Source organism: Parapedobacter sp. GCM10030251, assembly GCF_042666505.1.
Taxonomy (GTDB): Bacteria; Bacteroidota; Bacteroidia; order Sphingobacteriales; family Sphingobacteriaceae; genus Parapedobacter.
This window is the reverse complement of record NZ_JBHTDN010000002.1, coordinates 409,600-434,172: the sequence shown is the minus strand read 5'-3', so window position 1 is coordinate 434,172 and position 24,573 is coordinate 409,600. Positions and strand designations below refer to the sequence as shown.

18 protein-coding genes are annotated in these 24,573 nt (G+C 48.9%); all 18 read left to right on the top strand.

Features of this window, described 5'->3' with window-relative positions:
• The first annotated feature begins 146 nt into the window (after positions 1-146).
• Positions 147-1,370: an NAD(P)/FAD-dependent oxidoreductase gene (locus tag ACFQRK_RS07665; protein ID WP_379005240.1), complete on the top strand. Its 1,224-nt coding sequence runs from the start codon at positions 147-149 to the stop codon at positions 1,368-1,370.
• An 82-nt stretch (positions 1,371-1,452) separates the two neighbouring features.
• Positions 1,453-3,054, top strand: coding sequence for a C45 family autoproteolytic acyltransferase/hydolase (locus ACFQRK_RS07660; RefSeq protein WP_379005238.1), 1,602 nt, complete (start codon positions 1,453-1,455; stop codon positions 3,052-3,054).
• Positions 3,021-4,340 (top strand): phenylacetate--CoA ligase family protein, encoded by a 1,320-nt coding sequence (locus ACFQRK_RS07655; protein ID WP_379005236.1) that lies wholly within the window; start codon positions 3,021-3,023, stop codon positions 4,338-4,340. Before ACFQRK_RS07660 ends, ACFQRK_RS07655 begins: the two co-directional genes overlap by 34 nt.
• Before the next feature lie 31 nt (positions 4,341-4,371).
• Positions 4,372-5,703, top strand: a complete 1,332-nt coding sequence (locus ACFQRK_RS07650; RefSeq protein ID WP_379005234.1) for a DEAD/DEAH box helicase — start codon at positions 4,372-4,374, stop codon at positions 5,701-5,703.
• Complete coding sequence (locus tag ACFQRK_RS07645) at positions 5,700-5,948, top strand: hypothetical protein (RefSeq protein WP_379005232.1); 249 nt, start codon at positions 5,700-5,702, stop codon at positions 5,946-5,948. Before ACFQRK_RS07650 ends, ACFQRK_RS07645 begins: the two co-directional genes overlap by 4 nt.
• A gap of 17 nt (positions 5,949-5,965) precedes the next feature.
• Complete coding sequence (gene gldC, locus ACFQRK_RS07640) at positions 5,966-6,316, top strand: gliding motility protein GldC (protein WP_379005230.1); 351 nt, start codon at positions 5,966-5,968, stop codon at positions 6,314-6,316.
• 30 nt (positions 6,317-6,346) lie between these two features.
• A complete protein-coding gene (locus tag ACFQRK_RS07635; protein WP_379005228.1) occupies positions 6,347-6,766 on the top strand; it encodes an EVE domain-containing protein in 420 nt (139 codons plus the stop codon).
• 27 nt (positions 6,767-6,793) lie between these two features.
• Positions 6,794-7,792 carry a DUF1080 domain-containing protein gene (locus tag ACFQRK_RS07630; protein ID WP_379005227.1) on the top strand — a complete coding sequence of 333 codons (999 nt, stop codon included), beginning with the start codon at positions 6,794-6,796 and terminating at the stop codon, positions 7,790-7,792.
• Between the two features lie 71 nt (positions 7,793-7,863).
• On the top strand, positions 7,864-8,076 hold the full coding sequence (locus tag ACFQRK_RS07625) for a hypothetical protein (RefSeq protein WP_379005225.1): 213 nt from the start codon (positions 7,864-7,866) through the stop codon (positions 8,074-8,076).
• Positions 8,077-8,127: 51 nt separating this feature from the next.
• Entirely contained in the window at positions 8,128-8,781 is a 654-nt protein-coding gene (locus ACFQRK_RS07620; RefSeq protein ID WP_379005223.1) for an RNA polymerase sigma factor, read from the top strand.
• 51 nt (positions 8,782-8,832) lie between these two features.
• The gene (locus ACFQRK_RS07615; RefSeq protein WP_379005222.1) at positions 8,833-9,840 is read left to right on the top strand and encodes a FecR family protein; all 1,008 of its coding nucleotides are present in this window, start codon (positions 8,833-8,835) and stop codon (positions 9,838-9,840) included.
• A gap of 159 nt (positions 9,841-9,999) precedes the next feature.
• Complete coding sequence (locus ACFQRK_RS07610; protein ID WP_379005220.1) at positions 10,000-13,818, top strand: SusC/RagA family TonB-linked outer membrane protein; 3,819 nt, start codon at positions 10,000-10,002, stop codon at positions 13,816-13,818.
• Between the two features lie 12 nt (positions 13,819-13,830).
• Positions 13,831-15,429 (top strand): RagB/SusD family nutrient uptake outer membrane protein, encoded by a 1,599-nt coding sequence (locus ACFQRK_RS07605; RefSeq protein WP_379005218.1) that lies wholly within the window; start codon positions 13,831-13,833, stop codon positions 15,427-15,429.
• 238 nt (positions 15,430-15,667) lie between these two features.
• The gene (locus tag ACFQRK_RS07600) at positions 15,668-18,535 is read left to right on the top strand and encodes a glycosyl hydrolase (RefSeq protein ID WP_379005216.1); all 2,868 of its coding nucleotides are present in this window, start codon (positions 15,668-15,670) and stop codon (positions 18,533-18,535) included.
• An 11-nt stretch (positions 18,536-18,546) separates the two neighbouring features.
• The gene (locus ACFQRK_RS07595; protein WP_379005214.1) at positions 18,547-20,025 is read left to right on the top strand and encodes a glycoside hydrolase family 28 protein; all 1,479 of its coding nucleotides are present in this window, start codon (positions 18,547-18,549) and stop codon (positions 20,023-20,025) included.
• A 10-nt stretch (positions 20,026-20,035) separates the two neighbouring features.
• Positions 20,036-20,770: a glycosyl hydrolase family 28 protein gene (locus ACFQRK_RS07590; RefSeq protein WP_379005212.1), complete on the top strand. Its 735-nt coding sequence runs from the start codon at positions 20,036-20,038 to the stop codon at positions 20,768-20,770.
• A gap of 13 nt (positions 20,771-20,783) precedes the next feature.
• On the top strand, positions 20,784-22,250 hold the full coding sequence (locus tag ACFQRK_RS07585; RefSeq protein ID WP_379005210.1) for a glycoside hydrolase family 28 protein: 1,467 nt from the start codon (positions 20,784-20,786) through the stop codon (positions 22,248-22,250).
• The gene (locus tag ACFQRK_RS07580; protein WP_379005208.1) at positions 22,250-24,544 is read left to right on the top strand and encodes a GH92 family glycosyl hydrolase; all 2,295 of its coding nucleotides are present in this window, start codon (positions 22,250-22,252) and stop codon (positions 24,542-24,544) included. Before ACFQRK_RS07585 ends, ACFQRK_RS07580 begins: the two co-directional genes overlap by 1 nt.
• Positions 24,545-24,573 lie beyond the last annotated feature (29 nt).

Sequence of the window (24,573 nt, the reverse complement as noted above, 5' to 3'; positions counted from 1 at the left end):
AAAAAAGCCGAAAAAGCGGCACTTCAGCGAAAGGCAAGCGGCTCTTTGGAAGGGATCCGGTAAAGCGGAAGGTAAGGAAATGGTAGCGTTTGTTTTTATACGCAACTTTGCCTAAGTTTGGCCCTTTCATATCCCATTTTACAATAATGATTTCAGAGCACGTTGATGTCTTAGTGATCGGAGCGGGGCCGTCTGGAGCTGTTGCGGCATCTCTTTTACATAAAAAAGGAATCAAAGTCAAGATCGTTGAGCGGGAGCATTTTCCCCGTTTTGTTATCGGCGAGAGTTTAATACCCCGATGCATGGATCATTTTGACGAAGCAGGATTTGTCGAAGAGGTAGAAGCAAAAGGATTCGAGAAAAAATTCGGTGCGCGTTTTCTTCGCGGAAGCGAAGTCTGTTGGTTTGACTTTAGTCAGAAATTTTCGCCCGGGTGGGATTGGACGTGGCAGTTACCCCGGGCCGAGTTTGACCAGACGCTTACCGATGTTTTGCAGCGCCGAGGTGTAGATATTGCGTTCGGTACCACGGTAGAAAGCGTGGTTTTCAGTGGCACGGATTCGTTAACTACAGTACGTGATGAAGCGGGAAATCGCCGGGAAATACAGGCCCGGTTTCTAATCGATTGCAGTGGGTACGGGCGTGTATTGCCTCGCTTGTTGGATTTGGACGCTCCTTCTTCGTTTCCACCCATGGCGGCCACGTTTGTACATGTCGATGATAAGCGTCGTCCTTCAGGCAACGAAGGGACGTTGATCACGTTTGATGTGCTCGATCAAAAAGTTTGGTTTTGGGTCATCCCATTTTCTGACGGCCGCTCATCCCTGGGATTGGTTTGCCCCAAGGAGCACCTGGAAGCTTTGGATCAAGGCAATAACGCCGATACGTTCCGTTATATTATCCGCCAATCAGACTATTACCGGGAGCGGTTTGACGGATTGGAGTTCCTTTTTGAACCTAAGAAAATTGTTTCCTATGCGAAAGCCGTGAAGAAACTATACGGCACAGGCTTCGCCGTTACTGGCAATAGCGCCGAATTTTTGGACCCGGTTTTTTCTTCGGGAGTCTGTTTTGCCACGGAATCCGGGGCGTTGTCGGCAAAGTTGGCGATCAGGCAGCTGGCTGGTGAAGCGGTGGACTGGGAGCAGGAGTATGAAGCGCATATGTTATGGGGTGTCAACGTATTCCGTTCGTATATACGTGATTGGTATTCGGGCGATTTGCAGAAATTTATGTTTCATCCCGAAGTGAATGAAGATGTGCGCCGAAAAGTGTGTTCCGTGCTTGCGGGATATGTTTGGGATAAGGAAAATCCGTTCGTGAAGAAGCACGACCGTGCGGTACGAGCGGTCACCCATATGTTACCGTAAAAAAGTGAGGGTTCGCGTCGTTTTCGGATGTTGGTTGGCGCTGATCGTGACCGCTTGCTCCGGCGCCAGGCAACTACCCCCGATGGCGGAACGTACGAGCTTCGTGGGAAAGCGGACCCGGATATCTGCCGAGTTCTACATGATGCCTCATGGAAAACTTCACCAAAATGATCAAGGGCTTTGGGAATTGTACGTGTCGGGCAATCCGTTAACAAGAGGATTGACAAATGGAATACTGACCCAGGAACTGCTTTTCCAACAGGAGGCGGCGTTTGTTGATAAGCTCCATGAGTTGGTACCTTCGCCGTTCCGTCAACGCATATTGCGCGGATTTCTCCGGTTTTTCAATCGCCGATTAATTGATTATGTGCCCGATGAATACAAAACTGAGATTTTTGGCATTTCGCAATCGGCCTCGAATACGTATAATTATATTGCTCCTCCCTACCAACGGCTGCTATATTTTCATGGCGCACACGACCTCGGACATGCGTTGCGCGACCTAGCGCTTGTCGGCTGCTCGTCGTTTGCGGCATGGGGAAGGCATACGGCCGACGGAAGGTTGCTCATTGGTCGGAACTTCGATTTTTATGTGGGCGATGCATTTTCCAGCGAGAAAGTAGTCGCCTTTATCCGCCCCGATCAGGGATATAAACATGCGATGGTCACCTGGGCCGGTATGGTGGGCGCCGTATCGGGAATGAATGAAAAAGGGCTGACGGTAACCATCAATGCGGGTAAGTCCGATTTACCTTACAAAGCCAAGACGCCCATCTCGTTGCTTACGCGCGAAATCCTGCAATATGCGGCAACCATCGATGAAGCCATTCAGATTGCCCGGCAACGCGAGGTGTTTGTATCGGAAGCGATTATGGTGGGCAGCGCGGCCGATCGGAAAGCGGTGGTGATCGAAGTGTCGCCAAAGAAATTCGGTGTCTACGAGGTGGAAAATAACGGGGAGTTGCTGATCTGCACCAATCATTTTCAAAGCGAGCCGTATGTGACCGATAAGAACAACGTGCGGCAAATGGAGGAGAGCCATTCACGTTACCGGTTCGAACGTATGAACGAGCTTATTGCAGCGGCACCGCCGCTGACTCCCGAGGCGGCCGCTTCGTTATTGCGCAATCGGGAAGGAGTAAACGGCATACCGTTGGGATATGGGAATGAAAAGGCTATTAATCAGCTGCTGGCCCATCATGCGGTGATTTTTCAACCGGAAGACCGGTTGCTTTGGGTTTCCGCTAACCCCTATCAATTGGGCGCATTTGTGGCGTATGATCTGAAAACAGTGTTTTCCCGTATGGATACCATGTCCATGTCGTTGCCGTTGGATGAAGCCGGCCTTCGTATTCTGGAAGACCCGTTTATGCACACAGACACTTTTGCAAGCTATGAGATATTTCGGCAGCAAACCCGTACTTTGGAGGCGGCGATAGCTGATGGAGTACAAATCGATGACACGGTGTTGGCCGATTTTGTTGCACGTAATCCGGAATTTTGGAAGGCCCATTTTCTGGTAGGCGAATACCTCAAAAAATGCGGACGGTATCATGAGGCATTACGTTATTTCCGGGCGGCAATCCACAAGGAAGTGACGACCGTTCCGGACCGCCGGTTGATTGAGAAGCGAATTAAACAGTGTGAGCGATGGAGCAAAGTGAAAGAGGAGGTAGAAAAATGATACCAGCAATCGAGAAAGCAGATAAAGATACAATTAAGCGGTTTCAGGAAGAGAAATTGCAGCAGGTGCTGGCCTATCTCCAAGCCCATTCCGTTTATTATCAGAACCTATTTAAAAGACAGGACATCAAAGTGGGGTCGATCCGTTTTTTGGAGGACTTAACGCGGATCCCTGGGACAACCAAGGCGGATTTGCAGAATCACAACCGGACGTTCCGTTGTGTCGATGCCGCGCGGGTGGCTGATTATGTGACCACGTCCGGTACCTCGGGCGATCCGGTGCTCTTGGCCCTGACAGATGCCGATTTGGATCGGCTTGCTTACAACGAGGCGTTGTCGTATCAATGCATGGGATTGCAACGGGGAAATGCCCTACAGCTTACCACGACGATGGACCGTCGCTTTATGGCCGGGTTGGCTTACTTCCTTGGCGCACGCAGAATGGGGATGGGTATCGTGCGGGTTGGATCGGGTGTGCCCGAATTGCAGTGGGATACGATAGCCCGGGTGCAGCCCGATGCCTTGGTCTGTGTGCCTTCGTTTTTGCTTAAGATGATCGAATTTGCCGAAGCTAACGGTATTGATTACCGGAGCAGCAGCGTCAAAAAAGCGCTTTGCATCGGCGAGCCCCTGCGTAATCCCGATTTCTCCCTGAATGCGCTTGGACAACGCATTTGCCGTCACTGGGATATTCAGCTATTTTCTACATATGCCTCCACGGAAATGGCTACGGCATTCACCGAATGCGAACATGGGGTAGGAGGCCACCACCACCCCGAATTGATCATTACCGAGTTTGTAGATGAAGATGGCAACCCTGTGCCGGAAGGGCAGCCCGGCGAACTGGTGGTTACCACATTGGGGGTTGAAGGCATGCCCTTATTGCGTTTCAAGACGGGCGATATTGTGCAGCCCCATTATGAACGCTGTGCCTGCGGACGTAGTACGCTGCGGCTCGGACCGGTTATCGGACGTAAAAATCAAATGGTCAAATACAAGGGAACGACACTTTATCCACCCGTGCTGTTCGACCTATTGAACGACTTCGAAGAGGTAGAAAATTACGTGGTGGAAATCTCATCGGACGAATTCGGTGAGGACGAAATCACGGTGAAAGTAGGGTCTTACAGCGCATCGGAAGAGCTAATGCTCAAAATCAAAGACCGTTTCCGGGCTAAGCTGCGCGTAAGCCCCAGGATTTTATTTACCCCGATCCAGGAGATCAACCGGATCAAGTTTCCTGAAAATTCGCGGAAAAGCATAACGCTTATTGACCACCGAAAATGAATCGGTAACGCCGTTTTCTTATCTTTGCCAAATGGAGCGGAAGACCTTTGCGGATTTCAAATTCAATAAACAGATTCTGAGCGCGATTGAGGAGGCGGGATACGCAAGCCCGACCCCGATCCAGCAGAAGGCCATTCCGCCGATCTTGGCCGGACAGGACGTCATGGGCATCGCACAAACGGGTACCGGTAAAACAGCGGCGTTTGTGCTTCCGATTCTGATGAAGCTGAAATATGCGCAAGGTAAGGATGCCCGTGCGCTTATCCTTTCACCCACCCGTGAACTGGCCATGCAAATCGAGGAGAATATCCGTTTGTTTGCGACTTACACGGATTTGCGTACAGTGGTGCTATATGGTGGATTGGGGCCGAAAACCCAGATTTCGGAATTGGAAAAGGGGGTGGATATCCTGGTAGCTACGCCCGGAAGATTTCTAGACCTTTATCTGGCAGGTCATCTGGTGACCAAATCGCTGAATATCCTGGTGATGGATGAGGCAGACAAGATGATGGATATGGGGTTCATTGGGAAATTGCACCGTATATTGGAGGTAGTTCCCCGTAAACGGCAGAATTTGTTGTTTTCGGCGACGATGAGCGAATTGGTGCATAGGATTGCCGGCGACTTCTTGGCCTTCCCCACGGTTGTGGAGGTAACGGAACAGGCCACGCCGGCGCAGACCGTTACACAAGCGCTTTACCACGTGCCCAACTTAAAAACCAAGATCAATCTGCTTCAATATTTGTTAAAGGACGACACTGCTTTAAACCGGTTGATCGTTTTCTGTAAAACCAAAACGGTAGCAGATCAGGTTTTTCGTTTCCTTGAACGCAAGTATGGTACGGAAAGCGTCAGGGTAATTCATGCCAACAAAGGGCAGAACACCCGGATCAATTCGATTCAAGCTTTTAAAGACGGAGCTGTACGGATATTGGTGGCCACCGATGTTGCGGCAAGGGGGCTTGATGTCAGCAATGTGAGCCACGTAATCAACTTTGATGTGCCGATCGTCATCGAAGATTACGTGCATAGAATCGGCCGTACGGGCAGAGCATCCCAAAAAGGCGATGCCATTACCTTCTGTAATCCGGCGGAGGAATATTACATTCGGAAAATCGAAAAATTGATTCGTCAGCAAATACCCGTGCTGGATATTCCCGACGGTGTATTTATCGAAAAAACGGACTTTGATGAGCGACAAGCGTTAGCCCGCGAAATTGACGCGCAGAAGCGTAAAGATAATCCGGAATTCAAGGGGGCATTCCATGAAAAGAAAGCCGGAAACCAAAAATCGGGCAAACCCGGAGACGATAAAAAGCGCAGCGGTCGCCGTACGATGAGCCGGCGTAACAAAAAACGATGAAAAAGCTGAGAATCACTCCGTTAAATATTGCATCGGCCCTGTTGATGACCTGGCTGCTGTGGCAGGTTATCGCCAGTAAGGTCGGAATAAGTACCGTTGGCTGGATTTTTTTACTTTTGTTGGTCTTAGTGATAACCGATCAGTTTTTTAGGTTGCTTTTACGTAGCCTGAAGCGTGTGTGGATTGCAGAGGGGATTTTTGCGGTGTTTGTCGCATTGGCAATCTGGATACTAAACGTTTGGTGATTTATAAATTTATGAACATGAAGAAAGCCGAAATAAAATTAACGATTGAACTGGACGACAACAATGTGCCAGATACGATTGTGTGGGAATCTACAGACGGTGAAAGCCAAGAAGCTCTTCCCGCAAAAGCCTTGTTTTTAGCGTTATGGGATCACCATTACAAAAATTCGCTGCGTATCGACCTGTGGACAAAGGATATGCCGTTGGATGAAATGAAGCGGTTTTTCTACGAAACCTTGCAGACGTTGGGAGACACGTTTATTCGAGCTTCAGGGGATGATGAATTGGCGAAAGCCGTAATTGGCGACTTACGTGATTATTGTGATCATTTCGCCGAAAAGATGGAAGTAACACAAAAGCAAAACTAGCAAATTGACAAATTGCCAAACCGCAGAATAATGAATTATTTCTTAGTAAAGTCCGAACCTTTTAAGTACAGCTGGAAGCAGTTTCTCAAGGATAAACAGACCTTCTGGGATGGCGTGCGTAATTACCAAGCACGCAATACGCTGCAGGCCATGAAGACAGATGATTTGGTCTTGTTTTATCATAGCAATGAGGGGAAGGAAGTAGTGGGTGTTGCCAAAGTCGTGAAGGAAGCTTACCAAGATCCGACCACTACGGATGAGCGGTGGGTTGTCGTAGATCTGGCTCCTGTCGAGACCTTAAAAACGCCGGTTACGCTTGAAACTATTAAGGCCGATCCGCTGCTTCAGGACATAGCGTTGGTCCGTCAGGGGCGCTTGTCGGTTATGCCGCTCAAGCAGGCGGAGTTTGACCGAATCCTCGCATTGGGTACAGGAAATTTTGTAGATTAGCAACTTTGTAAAATTAATCCTATCGATATGCTGAAACAATATGTAAAATATGGCCCTTTGATGTTGCTGACAATGGGCGTAATGTCGTGCAACAACGAAACTTCGACGCAGAAACAGGAAGAAGAAATACACAATGCAGCTACACAGGTCGTGCCCGAAGAAGCTGAAGGATTGATCGGCCGTTGGGATATCACCGTGAATAAAGATGGCAAGAACGTGCCGTCTTGGTTAGAGGTCAAACTATCGGGTTTCGATGTACTGGTTGGCGCCTTTGTGGCCGATGCGGGAAGTAGCCGCCCCATCTCGCACATTACACTCAAAGACGGCGTGTTTTCGTTCCAGATTCCGCCGCAGTGGGAAGGAGGAGGTGGCTTCTTTACCATTGAAGGAAAGCTTGAAGGAGAAGGGATAAAAGGGACCATCACAACGAATAAAGGAAATGTGTTCCAATTTACGGGAGTTAAAGCGCCTTATTTGGTCAGGACGGGTGAAGCGAAGTGGGGCGAACCCATCGAGTTGTTCAATGGCAAGGACTTAACCGGATGGAAAACTTCGGGCGATAATAGTCAATGGGTGGTTGAAGATGGCATATTGATCAATAAAGAAAGCGGAGCCAACCTCATCAGTGAGCAGAAATTTGAAGATTTTAAACTCGTCGCGGAATTCCGTTATAAGGAAGGTGCCAACTCCGGCATTTATTTGCGGGGACGTTATGAGGTACAGATTGAAGACTCGCCGAAAGACCGGCATCCGGGATCGCATTATTTCGGAGGCGTGTATGGTTTCTTATCGCCCAGTGAAATGGCGACCTTAGGTCCGAATGAATGGAACCGATACGAAATCACCCTACGCGGACGGATGGTTACTATTGTAGCTAATGGCAAAACCATTATCAGTAACCAGGAAATCCCGGGCATTACAGGTGGTGCGCTTGATAGCCACGAAGGAGAACCCGGTCCGATTTACTTACAAGGAGACCACACGGGAGTGGAGTTCCGCAAAATTACCGTAACACCGGCAATGTAGCCTATCGCAGGAGCTGGATCCAAAAACATTTTCCGATTGTCTTTGTTGATTGATTACTGAACGTAAATCATATGGCAAGGACAATCGGAATTGTTTTGGTAATCGTAGGAGTAATCATGCTGGTATGGACCGGCTTCTCGTTTACGAAAAAAGAAAAAGTAGTGGACATCGGTTCGCTGGAAATCACTGCTGACCAGAAAGAGCGGGTCAATTGGCCTCCCTATGTTGGTGGCGTAGTCTTGGTAGCTGGAGTGATTCTGCTGCTGGTTCCACGCAAGAAATAGTCGCGTTGACAGGCTTCCCCAAAACACGGAAATATCACTACCTTCGTAGTCGTGAAGAGAGACTACGCTACCCTTACCGATCAACAATTGGCTTCGTTGCTGCAAGCAAGCGATTCCGGTGCGTTTAAATATATTTACGATCGGTTCTGGGATAAGCTTCTTGTGGTAGCAGCTAAGCGTTTGGAGAGTATGCCGGAAGCGGAGGAGGCGGTGCAAGATATTTTTTTGAATCTTTGGCGCAAACGCGAAACGTTCGAGTTGAAAGCGTCGTTTGAAAATTATTTGGCCGTCGCTGTTAAGTTTGAAGTGATTAACCGTCGTGCCAAGCGTGTGCGGGAAAATGCACTGTACATCGAATTGGAATCCCTTCCATTGCCGACAAGCGGTGATAACCCAAATTTCGATCTGGAATATCTTCGGCAACAGCTGGAACATACAATTAACAGCCTTCCCCCCAAATGCCAACTCGTCTTTCGCCTCAGTCGGAATGACGATTATACCAATAAGCAAATTGCCCAAGAACTTGGTGTTACTGAAAAAGCAGTGGAGAAACACATTTCAAAAGCGTTAAAGGCGCTGCGCAAACGTCTTGGTAACTACTATACGGGATGCATGACGGAATTCCGGTTTACCCGCGGTACGAGCTTTTGTATCGTGGCTCCCCGCCATGCGGGAAAAATAGAAAATCACGATTTTTTTTTTTAAAAAAGGTAGGGGTATATAGGTTTTCTTTGGCTATCTAGGAAAGCGAGGACCATGACCCCACAAGAAGTCGATCGATTGGCAAAAAAATGGCAGGAGGGTACCCTGAATGCGGATGAGCGTATACGCTTCGAGCAGTGGTATCATTCGTTTGACGATACAAAGCTTGAAATCGATTCCGACGAAGGTGAAGCAGCGATGAAATCCCGTCTTTACCACCAAATTATGGCATCGGGGGCAATCGTTGATACCCAACCTGTATCAAATCGCTTGACAAGACTGCGCTATTCAGCCGTTGCGGCTTTGTTACTCGTAGCCTTCCTTTTCTATTGGCACCATCAGAATGCATTCGGTGATCGGCCGTGGGTCGCCCACGTGACGATCGAAGCCGGAGATGCCGTCAAGCAGGAAATTTTGCCCGATGGATCGATCATTTGGCTTAAACCCGGTGCTTCACTCCGATACGTAAAGGCTTTTAGGAAACGCGACGTGAAATTGACGGGCGAGGCATTGTTTGAGGTATCTAAGATCGCGGGAAAACCTTTCCGGGTGCAAGTGGGAGATTATATGGCAACGGTCTTGGGCACGAGTTTCAATATCCGGCAGTCGGATAATCGAAGGGATATGGAAGTGGTGGTACTAACCGGTAAGGTAGCCGTCAGTAAACAGCGGCGATCGGAAGTCCGTAAAAATCAAGCGATGGAAACCCCCGGGGAAGTCGTATTAATGCCAAATCAGCGGCTGAAGACCAGCGGAGACTTAAAGCTCGAAGCACCGCCCGTGGAAACGCTTGAACTGGTGCAAACGAATGCTTATACGCAGGGGACGGCTTATAATATGCAATTTGACGACACGCCTTTTATGGAAGTTGCCCGTCGGATTTCGATGAAGTTCAAGGTTTCGGTGGAAACGGGGGACGATCGATACAATACCTGCCGCATCAGTGCCAACCTCAGCGACCAATCGCTCGAATATACCGCTGAATTGGTAGCGTCTGCGCTGGGAGCCGAATACGAGATGCAAAAAGATAAGATCATACTGAAAGGAGGAGGCTGCCTATGATTTGAAGGATACACCCTTATCATTAAATAGGAGTGAAACCAAGTTATACGATCCTAAAGAGTCCGGATTCTGGCTGCAACCGGAACCCGGACGGTGGTTTAATAAATCTAGTACTTTATCTTGGGAACTGATAGTTCCCAACCAAACCGAAACAAAAATATGAAAATCCAATTGTATGGAAAAGCCATACTGTGGCATATGATCCGTATTACTTTCTTTTATATGGTCGCGTTGCTGTTAGGGGGCGGATTGCTATATGCTGATCCCGCTGATGCTCAGTCATTAAAGCAACGTGTTGACCTGGTTGTCGAGAATAAGCCGATAGCGCAAGTGCTTCGCCAGATCGAGGAGCAAACGGCCATCCGCTTCATCTATACCAATAACTTGTTGGACGGAGTGGAAAATGTAACGCTCGACGTGCAACGGCAAACCGCATCGGATGTGTTGAAGACCTTATTGTCCCCATTGGCAATCCAGTATGAAGAAAAGGATAGGGGGTATGTGGTGTTGACAAAGCGTGCCGAGACGCAGGCAGTGCTCGCATCGCTTGCATCGCTGTCGGCTAAGGGACCGACTCATAACTTGATGATTCAGCAATCCGTCGTAACGGGTAAGGTCGTGTCCGCCGCCGATGGCCAGCCGTTGGAAGGTGTGACCGTTACCAATAAACGCACCGGTTTACACGCGGCCACCGATGGGAATGGTGCTTACCGTATCACAGCGGTAGCCAGCGATGTTTTGGTATTTTCTTTTGTGGGTTACAAAGATCGCGAAGCGGCCGCAAATCCGGACATGGTTATTCAATTGGAAGAAGCCAACACGGGTTTGGATGAAGTAGTCGTGGTTGCTTATGGAACAACCAAGAAGCGGGATTTGACCGGTTCGATTTCCACGGTCGATTCGAAAGTGCTTGCTAACCAATCAAATTCGACGGTAAGTAGGGCTTTGGAGGGTGCGGCCCCCGGTATTCAGGTGTCGGCAGTAGACGGTCAGCCCGGTGTGGACATGGGAATCCGGGTTCGGGGCTTAGGTTCTGCCAGTCAAAATACATCCAACGCGTTGGTCGTTATTGACGGCGTGCCGGCCCAAAACGATAATCCCTTGTCGACGATCAATCCAAAGGATATTGAGAACGTCACCATTTTGAAAGACGCAGCTTCTACCGCGTTGTATGGTTCGCGGGGAGCAAATGGCGTGGTGTTGATTACCACAAAACGGGGTAATAAAGGCGCTCCGAGAATCTCTTTCGAAGGTAAAACCGGCGTAAACCAAGTAGGCCCTTATCAATTTGATAAAATCTCCAACCCAAAAGATATTTACGAGTTTGCTTGGCTTTCGATCTATAACTCCGCGCGATATGGCGTCGATGGAACGGGCATTTCCAAGGGATATACAACCAATGTCCAGAATCCGAATATGAGCCATGAGGAGGCCGCCGAATTCGCCAGCGCGCATTTGTTCGATTACGTCGGGTCAACCACCAGTTTCCAGCGGAATAATTTGGGTAACTGGATGCTATACGACGTTCCAGGCGCAGTATACACGCCATCCGGTTCTGGATCGTCTGCAAGTGCTAAAATGTCGGGTGCGTATCTGGTCAATCCGGATGGAAAAATCAATCCGAATGCAAAATTGCTTTATGACGAACATTACGATAAATACCTGCTTGAAAATAAATTGAGGCAAGAATATAACCTATCTGCCTCTGGAGGTACCGATCGTGTAAATTATTTCTTTTCAGGCGGTTACCTGGAAGATCCGTCGTATATACGGGGGTCTGCGTTCGAAAGGTATAACGCAAGGGCCAATGTCGACGCACAATTATTGGATTGGCTGAAAATCGGTACGAACGTAGGCTTTGCCAACCGTACCACCCAGTCGCCGGCGACGCGTTTCGGCAGAAACCCCGGCAGTGCAGTGGCCAACGTCTTCCGGTTTATCAACGGACAAAATCAGTTGACACAATTGTACGCTCACGACCAGTTCGGTAACGTGATCATGGAAAACGGTTCGAAAAAAGTTCACGTGCTGGCAGGTGATACGTATTCGCCGCTCGGCCAGACGGCGTCCGCATTGTCTACAACCAACATACTCACCGTGTTGGATAACGATATGGATGTCCGGGTGTCTGACGACTGGAATACAAGAACGTATGGTCAGATTAATTTTTTGGAGGACTTTACGTTTACCGTAAACTTTTCATTGGATAAGTACAACGAACGGAGAACCCGTTATTGGAACAGCGAATCGGGGCAGGCCGCAGGCATAGGAGCCTTTGGCAAAGTTTTTTCAACGGTAACCATTCTGAATACGCAACAGTTGCTTAATTACAACAAGGTGAGTGGGGCGCATTCGGTAGAAGCGTTGTTGGGTCACGAATACGATTCCTTTAACTTCGAAGGGCTGAATTACAACTCTTCCTACGGACTGATCGATAACTTCCCGAGTTTCGTGAATTTCGTTGGCCGGTACAACGGAGGTACGTTTTCGAATCCGGGAGGCTCATTGGACACGCGTCGGATGGAAAGTTATTTCGGTCGCGTAAATTATATTTATGATGATCGGTATTATGCTCAGGCCTCCATCAGAAGGGACGGATCTTCGAAGTTTAAACTCAAAGATAAGCGCTGGGGAACGTTCTGGTCGGTTGGTGCCGGATGGCGTATCAACGGTGAAAGCTTTATGGAAAGCACCCGTGACTGGCTGGACATCCTTAAGCTGCGGGCCAGCTACGGCGTGATTGGAAATCAGAATGGCATTGCTAATTATTCCGGATATCAGACTTGGTCGTATGGGGCAACGTATACGGAAACGACCAGCGGCACCGGTATTCCGGCTTCTTACACGTTGACACTAAACGGGTATGTGAACGATCAACTGACGTGGGAAAACATCCATACGTTCGATGGCGGTATTGATTTCGGCTTTCTGGGACGCGTCAGGGGATCGGTCGATTTTTACGACCGAACTACGGTAAATGCCATTTGGAGCCAACCCATTGCTTACTCAAAGGGACAGTCGTCCATCGCAACCAATTCCGCGAAGCTGAATAACCGGGGTTTTGAAGTCGATCTTTCGGTAGACATCATCCGAAATGCGGATTGGACCTGGTCGGTTGCCACCAACGGGACCCATTACAAAACCATATTGAAGGCCGTCCCGGATGGAGTGGGATCCGATGCACTGAACGGTAATTGGACTTCCGGAATTGATGGATGGTCGGCCGCAGGTACCGGCTCGGTAGGCAATATCACCTATTTGCGGGGCATCAACAAGGACTATTTCAATATGTACTTGTACAAATACGGAGGTGTGGACCAATCGACTGGACTACCGCTCTTCCATCACCAGGTAACCCAAGCGGAGGCCGATGCAGGATTGTACCCGGAGTACCAAGTGGGGGAAAGCTTCACGACTACCGACTATTCCCTTGCGAGCCGGTATGAAATGGGAAGCGCGTTGCCGGATTGGATTGGGGGATTCAGCACTACCCTTCGTTACAAAAACTTCGATCTTTATGGTGCGCTGGCCTATCAGTTGGGTGGAAAGTTCCTGAGTACAGAATATGCAAATAACTTGTATGTCAGCGAAAATCCAGGCAGTGCGATTTCCGCTGAGTTGATCGGAAACACCTGGACACCCGAAAATACATCGGCAAAATTCCCCATGGTCATGTACGGAAACACGTATGGAAACGGCTCGACCATTGGTAGCTGGATGTATACGGACATGGCGATGTTCAGCGCGTCGTATTTGAGTTTCAAAAATATCACAATTGGATACACCTTCCCGGAAACCTGGCTAAGTAGGTACAAGATCAAGCGGTTAAGGGTTTTCGCTTCTGGAGACAATCTGTTGATGTTCACTTCTCATTCCGGCATCGATCCCCGCCAATCGTTGGTAGGCGGTTGGGAGGTCGGCGCATTCTCTTATCCGACAATGCGTACTTTTTCGGGTGGTATTAATTTGGAATTTTAAGACAAAAGAAACATGAAAAAGATTTTGATATATCTGCTCGGTGGAATGGTTATGGTGTCTTGCAGTGAAAAACTGAACGTAGCACCCCCCAATAATATCACAGACGAACAGATTCAGGAACTCTTGAGAAGCGGCGATGACGAAACCATCGAATTGGTTTTGGGTGGGATGGCAAACAACATGCCTCGGATGATCAATTTCAGCGGGATAAACGGTACCGGTACCGCCGACGGACGTTACCGGAGTGTGCAAGGCTTGGATGTGATGCGTAACCTGGAAGGCAATGATATTGTATTCGCCGATCGAACCCTCAACATGTTCGGATCGGACGAGTACAATTTGCTCGATTTTACATCGGCTTCCTCTGATAAGAATTCGCCGTATTGGTTTTATGCCTGGAGCGCAATCACGACGGCAAACCAATTGCTGAACTATTTGGACGATGCAACCGTAGGTAGTAACCGTAAATTGCAGGAGTTTAAAGCGCGAGGCCTTATTTTGCGGGCGTATGCGTACAATTACCTGATGGAAAATTACCAGGATGCGTTTTTGCAAGGCGGGCAGGCAAAATTGGGGATGCCGTTGTATGATTTTTATTCACCCGTACAGGAAAGTAAAGCCAGGGCGAGTGCCGTCGAGACTTACGACTTTATTAAGAAAGATCTGACGGATGCCATCCGGTTGCTGGAGGAAGCGGGAGTGGGATACACAGCCAACCTGGCCGATTTTGATTTGGGTGTGGCGAAGTTCATTTTGGCTCGTGTGGCGCTGTGGACGGGCGACTGGGCTACCGTTATCAGCCACTCGAACGACATTCTTGCGCAATATCCGAACTTAATGGGTGAATCGGTATATGGGGGCAAGAATACCGGAACAACCGGCAATCCAGTGTTGAGGCCAGAGCAAAACGGATTCTTGAACAACGAAGTAAACCCGGAAGTTATTCTTGGCTTTCCGTTGGGCGAGGCGCTAACCGCGCACAATTTATGGATGAATTGTTTCGCAGAAGGGTATGGCGGCCTAAGCCAGGGATTTCAACGGATCGATAACCGCCTGTATGACAAGATATCTGCTTCGGATTATCGAAAAGATGGGTTCATGGCTGAATCGTGGGGCGATTATACCTATCCGACGAACGGCGACCAGCGGACAATTCCTGTGCTGACGAATCTGAAATTTGCTGCAACACATGGCTTGGGGAGCGACGATAAAAAGAATGTGGGAACGGTGACCTGCTATTACATGCGATCATCGGAAGTATTGTTGATGAAAGCCGAGGCGCAAGCGCAAAGTGGCGATGATCAAGGTGCGGAGGAAACCTTGAATGTGTTATTGGCTGCCCGGACCAAATCCGGATCGACGACCCTGACTTGCGACAACTATCCGGCAATGGCCGGGCTATCGGCTTTGGAAAAAGTTCAATTGCAATCCCGGATCGAGTTGTGGGGTGAAGGCGGCCGCGAATTTTACAACAACAAACGGTGGAATATTGAGGTTAACCGCGCTTCTTCTGCCACTCACGTGGATAAATCTACCTATCCGGTATCCAAAATGACGTTGCAGATTCCTTTGGACGAGATTATGTACAACGATAAAATGGTGCAGAACTAGCAAATGTTATCCTCGATAGTCTCGTTTCAAAAGTTTTAACAGGGAAGGGGAGACACGATCTCCCCTTCTTATTGCCAAGTATCGGTCGCTAGAAATTGCGGACTCGAAACCTGCACGAACCGGTCGCTAAAAACCGATTTGGTTATCGCATACGCACTATCAAAAAGAAGCGAACTACGAGGCATTTATTGATGTAAAAAAGCAGCAATGAAATCAATAATTAATCAGATGAGTCAAGATGGATAGAAGATCTTTTTTAGTTGCCAGCTCAATACTTGGTTCGTCGTTGGTGTGGACGGGACAAAAGCGTGCGAATGCGCAAGTTGGATTTTCATCAGACACCCCCAACTTATTCAAGATTTTTCAGGAACCCAGCAGCGAATACAGACCTTTTGTGCGGTGGTGGTGGAATGGGAACAAAGTCAATAAAGCCGAAATCCTCCGGGAGTTGAAATTGCTGAAAGAGGCCGGTATCGGCGGCGTGGAAATCAATCCGATTTCGTTTCCGAGCCGCGCGGATGATATGGGAATCAAATCACTCAGGTGGCTCAGCGACGAATGGATTGATCTGGTACAATATGCAGCTGAACAAGCGAAGAATCTGGGCATGACCGCAGACCTCATTGTCGGTTCGGGCTGGCCTTTCGGGTCGGAAGATCTTAGCGAAGATGAGACGGCGCAGGTTGTATTGGTTTATGCGGAGGAGATTGAGGGGCCGACTACGTATAAAGTCAAGCCTTTCCATTTTTTCAGTGCGATCGATCCGGGCGTAACGGATAAGAACGCATTGAGAAACCCCGAATTGCTGGCAGTGAAGCTGGCAAAAAATCCCATAGCGTCATTGGCCGATGTGAGCGATCTTTCCGATCAGATGGGAAAGGAAAGAATGGATATTGAAGTACCTGAAGGCAAACATGTGTTGTATGCGTTAGTGAAATTCAATGCCTTCGCTGCCGTCATCAATGGAGCGCCTGGGGCAGCGGGCTCCATCCTGAACCACATGGACCGGGAGGCCGTCAATCGCTACCTTCATCGGATGTCCGACACCATGCAGCAACGCATAGGCCCGTTGAAAAACTACCTGCGGGCTTTGTTTACGGACAGCATGGAGCTGGAGGGCAGCAATTGGACCACTGATTTTGCAGCGGAATTCCAAAAGCGCTGCGGTTACGACCTAATGCCTTATCTTCCGTTTATTTTATTTAAAGTAGGGCGGTTGGGAGCCGTGGTTGATGAACAGTACGGAGCTGAAAAGACCGAAGCGTTTGCCGAGACACTCCGACGTGTGCGGTTTGATTACGAGTTTACGAAGGCATGTATGCTGAAAGAACGATTTACCGATACGTATTTACGCTGGTGCCGCGACCTCGGGGTCAAATCGCGCGCACAGGCATATGGCCGGGGATTTTTTCCGCTGGAAAGTAGTCTCGATTATGACATTCCGGAGGGGGAATCCTGGACGACGAACTACCTGAGGCACAAACTCGGTGAAGAGATGTCCAATGAGGACTACCGTCGGGGCCGTGGATATACGATGATCGATAAGTATGTGTCGTCTGCGGCACATCTGAAGGGTAAGCGGGTGGTAAGCTGTGAAGAGATGACCAACACCTACTTGGTCTTCAACGCTACACTTGAGCTCTTGAAGCGAGGATCTGACCAGAGCGTGATGGCGGGTATTACCCACTCCGTATGGCATGGATTCAATTATTCTCCCAAAGAGGCACCTTTTCCCGGATGGATCCAGTATGGATCGTATTATAGCGAAAAGAACAATTGGTGGCCGTATTTTAATTACCTGAACGATTACAAGGCCCGGTTGTCGTCCCAACTGCAAAATGGTGATTATTTTGCGGATATAGCGATTCTCCCGGCAAATTATGATCTTTGGGCGAATCACGGCGTACAAACCGATCCCTTTCCCGAAAAGCTGAATGTGCCGTATACTTCGCTGTTGTGGGAGGCCATTAATAAGAATGGCGGCAGCGCCGATTACATTACCGAAATTATATTAGCCGATTGTACGGTTTCCGACGGCAAACTTTGTTACGGGAAGCGGAAGTATGCGGTACTATTCCTACCGGGGGTGGTCAGCATGGCCGCGTCCTCGCTGGAAAAAATTTATCAATTTGTCCAGGATGGCGGCCGGGTATACTGCATAGATCGGTTGCCGGAAAAAGGATTGGGCCTGAAAGGACTTGAGGGTGAGGATACGGCCGTCAAAAAATGGGTATCCAAGCTGGCTGCATTCCCGGAGCGTTTCATGCGACTTGATAAACCGGCGGACGATGACTTCTTAACATGGTATACCGAAATAGCGGCCACGCATGGGCTACCTGCCTACTTGCAGATCGAGACGCCCAATAGTTATTTGATGCAAATCCGGTATCTGCGCGACGACGGTAGTGAGCTATTCTTTTTCCAGAATGCACATCGATACGATTTGCATGCAACCAACGTAACGTTTGCGGAAGGGATAACCAAGGGACGCATATGCTGGGTGTGGGACTTGGAAAACGGGCAGCGATATCGATTGAATCTGGAAAACGGCCGGTCAACTTGTCTCGAGCTTGGCCCTACCGAATCGCTGATGTTGGTGTTTGATACCCATCGGAAAGGCAAAAAATGGAAGCCTACTCCGGCAGCCGGGTTAGCGACACAGAACTTGAATACAAACTGGGAAGTCGTGCTTCAGCATCAACAGGAATCGAGTAAGCGGACGATTGAACTGAAGGAACTTATTGATTTCAAAGAACGGGAAGACCTGGTGCATTTTTCGGGAACTGCTATTTACCGGAAGTACGTTCGGATTGAGAATGCTGCAGCTTATGCGCTGAACCTTGGTCGGGTAGAAGGGATTGCGGACGTGTATGTAAACGGAAAGCAGGTGGGCGTAAAATGGTTTGGTCGCAGGCTGTTTGACCTCTCCAACGTATTGAAGACCGGTGACAACCTCTTGGAGATCCACGTGGTTACGACTATGGGTAATTATTTGAAAACGCTGACCGATAATGAAATCGCCCAGTTTTGGGTCAATCGTAAGGGAAGGGAGCAAGAGATACAATCCATGGGAATGATTGGACCGGTAACGTTATATAAATTTTAAGTGTTGAATAGATGAACAAATTATTTCTGGTTGTTTTTGTATTAATTTCTCAATGGGGCCGTGCGCAGGATTTTCACGCGGCCGACTTTGGTATCCTGGCCGATGGACAGGCATTGAATACGCGGTCTATTCAGGCGGCTATCGATCATATCCATGAAAAAGGAGGTGGAAGGTTGGTATTCCGTGCAGGTAACTACGTAACGGGCACCATTTACCTAAAATCCAATGTCACACTTCATCTCGAAGAAGGAGCCAGTCTGTTGGGATCGAACAATCCGTTTGACTATGTGAAGGACCCGTACGTGAATTGGCAATCGATGATTTTTGCCATCAAACAACAAAATATCGGTATTACCGGCAAGGGAACGATCAACGGACGAGGTTTTCAAACCGCGGTAAACGCGGTACAAAATGTCCATCGGGGAATCGTAGAGGACGAACTGAAATTAGATCGCGTGCGGGAGTGGAACCGGCCTGAAAATATCTATTTCAGAGAATGTGTAGGGGTGACCATCCAAGATATTACGCTCAGGGATCCGGGCAGTTGGAATCAGACTTACGACCAATGCGTCAACCTGCTCGTGGAACGGATCAAGGTGGACAGTAAGTCGTATTGGAACAACGACGGAATAGATGTCGTCGACTGTAAAGATGTGATCATCAGAGACAGTTATTTTGATGCAGCCGATGACGCCATTTGTTTCAAATCTCATGATCCCAACGCTTTCTGCGATAATGTTTTAGTTGAAAACTGTGTGGCGCGTTCTAGCGCGAGTGCCTTGAAGTTCGGAACGGTTTCCCGCGGAGGTTTCAGGAATTTTGTCGTCCGCAACCTGACGGTTTACGATACCTATCGCTCGGCAATCACCTTTGCCGCCGTCGACGGAGGTTTTGTCGAAAACATTCTGGTAGACGGTGTGCGTTCGATCAATACCGGTAACGTGATTTTCCTTCGCATTGGCGACCGTTGGAGTAAAGGAAAGAAACCCTACATGAAGGATATCACCATCAAAAATGTCTACGCGGAAGTACCGCTCGACAAGCCGGACGCAGGTTATAACTACGAAGGTCCCATTGAGGATTTGCCCCGGAATATTTCGCCGGCCAGTATTGTCGGATTGCCCGAATACAAGATCGAAAACATACGGATGGAGAATATCGAGTTTGTATATCCCGGAGGCGGAAATCCATTATATGCTTATCGGGGGATTACTCCCGCCGAGCTGGACAGCATCCCGGAAATGGCCGACAAATACCCGGAGTTCTCCCAGTTTAAGGAGTTGCCCGCCTGGGGGTTTTATATCCGGCACGCCAAAAATATCGATTTCAAGAATGTGACTTTCAAAGCCGCCCGTAAAGACTACCGCCCCGCGATCGTGGCCGACGATTTAGCCGGAGGGACGTGGACCGGATTGCGGTTTGAGGAACCGCAATCCGAAGAGAAGAAACAGTATATTTTCCACAACTCCCAAAACGTTCACGTTGATTAAACCCAATGCTATGAAGAGAATTGCCTTTTTATTGTTGTTTTTACTGGTGGGAGCCACATCGCATGCGGCAGAATACAATGCTTCGCTTTTCGGCTGCAAGTCGGATGGGGTTACCAATAATACCAGCTCCATACAGTATGCCATTGATTTTATTGCCGGAAAGGGCGGCGGAACACTGCATTTTTATGTCGGCCGATACTTGACCGGCTCATTTGAGTTGAAATCCAACGTAACCATCGAATTGCACGAAGGTGCAGTGCTTTTAGCCAGTCCCCATGTCTATGATTACCTCGATTATTCAGGCAGCCGGGCGTTGATATATGCCAAAGATCAATCAAATATCAAGATCCAAGGGAAAGGTGTCATCCAGGGACAGGTACCGTTGCTAACCGAGAACATGGGAAGCTTGGTGTCAAAGGGAATCATCGGGAGCGAAAGCAAACAGCTCTTGCCTGATCTGATACGGATCGTGGATTCAGAGCAGGTAACGGTAGATGGAATCATGCTGCTGAACGGGTTAGAAAACGTTCAGTCCTACATAGGATGCACGCAGTTATCCCTATCCAATCAGATCATTAAAAGCAATGTCTATGAAAACAGCACCGGGATATTCCTGTCGTCTTGTTCGGGGGTCGAGTTGCGCTCCCTGTATGTCGATGCATCGGGAAAATCCCTCAGGGAAGCCGGAAAAAACGAAATCCGCCTTCAGGAAAACTGTGTGACACCTAACGGAAAAAAGATTTAAAATGAATGTGAAGATGCCAACAAAACGATATATACTCAGTTTTATTTTTCTCCTGCTGATTTCTCCGGTTTTTTCAACCGAATACAATGCTTCTTTTTTTGGAATAAAATCCAATGGAACCACGCTGAATACGAGCTCGATCCAAAAGGCGGTCAATTATATCAGTGAGCAGGGTGGGGGCACGTTGAAATTTTATGTTGGCCGGTATTTGACGGGCACTATCATGCTGAAGCCCAATGTGACGATTCACCTAGAGGAGGGAGCCGTATTGGTTGGATCGACCAATATTTACGATTACAACATCGATACGCCCAATTGTGCATTGATTTATGGAAAAGGGGTCGACAACGTGGCCATTAAGGGAAAAGGGGTGATTGATGGGCAGGGTAGGGAAGTAGCCTACCATTTGATGGATCAGATCCATAACGGGATCATTACCGATCCGCTGGATTACGACCGCCCCAGGAACAGGCGCCCGAAGGCGATTTATCTCCGCGAATGCAGCAACGTACGGATTGAAGGGATCACGATCCGGAACGCAGCCGATTGGGTGCAGACTTACGACCAATGTGAAGATATGGTGGTCGACGGAATCACGGTAGACAGCAAAGACTTCTGGAACAACGATGGGATTGACATCGTTGATTGCAAAAATTTCAAGCTGTTGAATTCCTTCATCGATTCGGCCGATGACGCAATTTGCCTAAAGTCGCACGACGCTTCGAAGCGATGTGAAAACGTAGAAATCCGGAATTGTGTCGCTCGATCAAGCGCGAACGGAATCAAGTTCGGCACCGTGTCGGCAGGCGGGTACAAAAATATCCGGATCATTAACAATAAGGTCTATGATACCTTCCGTTCTGCATTTACCATCGCCACGCCGGATGGCGGCGTGGTGGAGGATATACTGGTGGATAGCCTCTATGCGTACAATACCGGTAATCCATTGTATTTGCGCATCGGCGCGCGATGGAATAAGGGGAGACCGGGTACCATCAACAACGTGGTAATCCAAAATATGTACGTAGAAGTAGCGGCTGATAAGCCGGATGCCGGTTATTCCTATGAAGGCCCCATCGAAGACAATCCGCGGAACATATCCCCCTCCAGCATTGTCGGATTGGAAGGCCAGCCGATCCGCAACGTGACACTGCGCAATATCGAATTTGTCTACCCCGGAGGCGGAAACCCGAACTATGCGTATCGAGGAACCGGCAAGGATGAGTTGGCCGCTATTCCGGAAATGGCAGACGCCTACCCCGAGTTCTCCCAATTCAAAGAGCTTCCCGCCTGGGGATTTTATATCCGCCATGCGGAAGGAATCACCTTTGAAAACGTGAAGCTGCGGGCGCAAGCCAACGACTACCGCCCTGCATTGGTGATGGATGATGTCAACGGATATGACGTGTCCGGACTGGCCACGGAAGAGGGAAAGAATCGAAAGAAAAAACAGATCTTTGTACAAAATTCAAAGAAATAATGCGAGTTACACTAATTACGCTTGGTCTTGTTGTTTCCTGCGGCTTGGGGGTAAACGCTCAGAAGCGGCCGGTAGATTATGTCAATCCATTGATCGGTACGGCGCGGATGGGCCATACCTTTCCCGGGGCGACCGTGCCCTTTGGATCCGTACAGCTAAGCCCCGAAACCGATACGTTATCGTATGAAGTGGACGGCGCATATAACAAAGATGTGTATCGATACTGTGCCGGCTATCAATATGAGGACCAAAGTATCGTGGGGTTCAGCCATACCCATTTCAGTGGCACGGGGCATTCCGACCTGGGCGATTTTTTGATCATGCCCACCGTGGGCGAACTCAAGCTTAATCCCGGTACGGCAGACGACACCCAAGCCGGATACCGCAGTAAATTCTCGCACGACCGCGAGGTTTCCGAGGCAAATTATTATAAGGTATTGTTGGACGATTATGACATCACTGCTGAACTGACCACCTCAGAGCGGGTGGGTTTTCACCGGTATACCTTTCCCAAAACGTCCGACGCCCATATCGTGTTCGACCTCAAAGCGGGCATTTATAACTACGATGGAAAAAACGTCTGGACATTCGTCCGAGTGGTAAACGACACCCTGGTTACCGGATACAGGCAAACGAGTGGATGGGCACGCACGCGCACAGTGTACTTTGCAATGACCTTTTCCAAACCGTTTAAAAGCTATGGACGGAAAAGCTACGATAAACCACAGGCATACAAAGGATTTTGGCGGAAGTTCAATCAGGAGAAGAACTTTGCAGACTTGGCCGGAAGGGATTTGACGATGTATTTCGATTTCGACACCCGCGAGTTCGATGAAGTGTTGGTCAAACTTGCACTCTCACCGGTGAGTCAGCAGAACGCCTTGGCTAATTTAAACCACGAGATTCCACATTGGGATTTCGATGCGGTGAAAGCAGCCGGACAAGAATGGTGGAACGAAGAGCTGGCTAAGATTGATATCGAAACGGTCTCGGAAGATGACAAAGTGAACTTCTACACATCGATGTACCATACGTTCCTAGGACCGACCGTCTACATGGATATAAATGGACAATACCGTGGATTGGATCAGGAAACCCATATAGCCGATGGCTTTGTTAACTATACCACATTTTCTTTGTGGGACACCTTCCGCGCGTTGCATCCCTATTTTAATATTGTGCAGCCCCGTCGCAATGCCGACATGGTTGCTTCGATGCTGGCACATTACGACCAGAGCGTACTGGGAATGCTCCCGATCTGGTCCCACTATGCGAACGATAACTGGTGCATGAGCGGATATCATGCCGTTTCGGTCATCGCCGACGCGATTCTGAAAGGGGTATATACCGGAGATGCAGAAAAAGCGTTGGAGGCCTGTATTGCTACGTCAAACCGCGAAGATTACGAGGGAATAGGCGAATACATCCGTCGCGGATACATCCCGGCAGACCTCAATGGCACCTCCGTATCTTCAACGCTCGAATACGCGTATGACGATTGGTGCATTGCACAAATTGCCAAGAAGCTGGGGAAAGAAGCGGTCTATCAGGAGTATATGAAGCGGGCCGGGAACTGGAAAAATGTGTTCGATGAACGTATCGGCTTCATGCGGCCGAGGAATTCCGACGGGGAGTTTGTGAAAGATTTCGACGTGCTGGATACGCACGGCCAAGGATTTATTGAAGGGAATTCCTGGAATTACAGTCTTTTTATTCCGCATGATCCGCATGCCCTTATTGGATTGCACGGGGGTAACGAAAAATTTGCGGGGTATCTGGATAGCCTGTTTACCATGGAGCTGCCCGATAAATACTTTGAAAATACCGAAGATATTTCCCGGGACGGAATTATCGGTAATTACGTGCATGGCAACGAACCTTCGCACCACGTGGTTTACTTGTACAATTACGTTGGTAAGCCCTGGAAAACACAGGAGCGGGTAAGGTATATCCTGAATGCAATGTATCAGGCCCGGCCCGACGGCCTTGGCGGCAACGACGATTGCGGGCAGATGAGCGCCTGGTATATCTTCGGCGCGCTGGGCTTTTATCCCATTTCGCCGGGATCGTTGACTTACGATTTGGGCAGCCCTTTGGTCAAACGTGCCGAACTGAACCTGGAAAACGGTAAAACGTTTACCGTCCGGGCGACAAACCAATCGCCGGACCATGTGTATGTCTCGAAGGTGTTACTGAACGGAACCCCTTTGAAACGGCATTACATCACGCACGAGGAGATCATGGGCGGGGGTGTCCTGGAATTTGTCATGAGCAAAAAGCCAAGCAAAAAGTGAAGATCGCTGTCCGTAGCACCAAGGGGTGT

What these genes read in the sequence shown, in the direction of transcription:
- ACFQRK_RS07665 (WP_379005240.1), top strand. Translation starts at nt 147, where the DNA reads ATGATTTCAGAGCACGTTGATGTCTTAGTGATCGGAGCGGGGCCGTCT.
- ACFQRK_RS07660 (WP_379005238.1), top strand. Translation starts at nt 1,453, where the DNA reads ATGGCGGAACGTACGAGCTTCGTGGGAAAGCGGACCCGGATATCTGCC.
- ACFQRK_RS07655 (WP_379005236.1), top strand. Translation starts at nt 3,021, where the DNA reads ATGGAGCAAAGTGAAAGAGGAGGTAGAAAAATGATACCAGCAATCGAG.
- ACFQRK_RS07650 (WP_379005234.1), top strand. Translation starts at nt 4,372, where the DNA reads ATGGAGCGGAAGACCTTTGCGGATTTCAAATTCAATAAACAGATTCTG.
- ACFQRK_RS07645 (WP_379005232.1), top strand. Translation starts at nt 5,700, where the DNA reads ATGAAAAAGCTGAGAATCACTCCGTTAAATATTGCATCGGCCCTGTTG.
- gldC (WP_379005230.1), top strand. Translation starts at nt 5,966, where the DNA reads ATGAAGAAAGCCGAAATAAAATTAACGATTGAACTGGACGACAACAAT.
- ACFQRK_RS07635 (WP_379005228.1), top strand. Translation starts at nt 6,347, where the DNA reads ATGAATTATTTCTTAGTAAAGTCCGAACCTTTTAAGTACAGCTGGAAG.
- ACFQRK_RS07630 (WP_379005227.1), top strand. Translation starts at nt 6,794, where the DNA reads ATGCTGAAACAATATGTAAAATATGGCCCTTTGATGTTGCTGACAATG.
- ACFQRK_RS07625 (WP_379005225.1), top strand. Translation starts at nt 7,864, where the DNA reads ATGGCAAGGACAATCGGAATTGTTTTGGTAATCGTAGGAGTAATCATG.
- ACFQRK_RS07615 (WP_379005222.1), top strand. Translation starts at nt 8,833, where the DNA reads ATGACCCCACAAGAAGTCGATCGATTGGCAAAAAAATGGCAGGAGGGT.
- ACFQRK_RS07610 (WP_379005220.1), top strand. Translation starts at nt 10,000, where the DNA reads ATGAAAATCCAATTGTATGGAAAAGCCATACTGTGGCATATGATCCGT.
- ACFQRK_RS07605 (WP_379005218.1), top strand. Translation starts at nt 13,831, where the DNA reads ATGAAAAAGATTTTGATATATCTGCTCGGTGGAATGGTTATGGTGTCT.
- ACFQRK_RS07600 (WP_379005216.1), top strand. Translation starts at nt 15,668, where the DNA reads ATGGATAGAAGATCTTTTTTAGTTGCCAGCTCAATACTTGGTTCGTCG.
- ACFQRK_RS07595 (WP_379005214.1), top strand. Translation starts at nt 18,547, where the DNA reads ATGAACAAATTATTTCTGGTTGTTTTTGTATTAATTTCTCAATGGGGC.
- ACFQRK_RS07590 (WP_379005212.1), top strand. Translation starts at nt 20,036, where the DNA reads ATGAAGAGAATTGCCTTTTTATTGTTGTTTTTACTGGTGGGAGCCACA.
- ACFQRK_RS07585 (WP_379005210.1), top strand. Translation starts at nt 20,784, where the DNA reads ATGCCAACAAAACGATATATACTCAGTTTTATTTTTCTCCTGCTGATT.
- ACFQRK_RS07580 (WP_379005208.1), top strand. Translation starts at nt 22,250, where the DNA reads ATGCGAGTTACACTAATTACGCTTGGTCTTGTTGTTTCCTGCGGCTTG.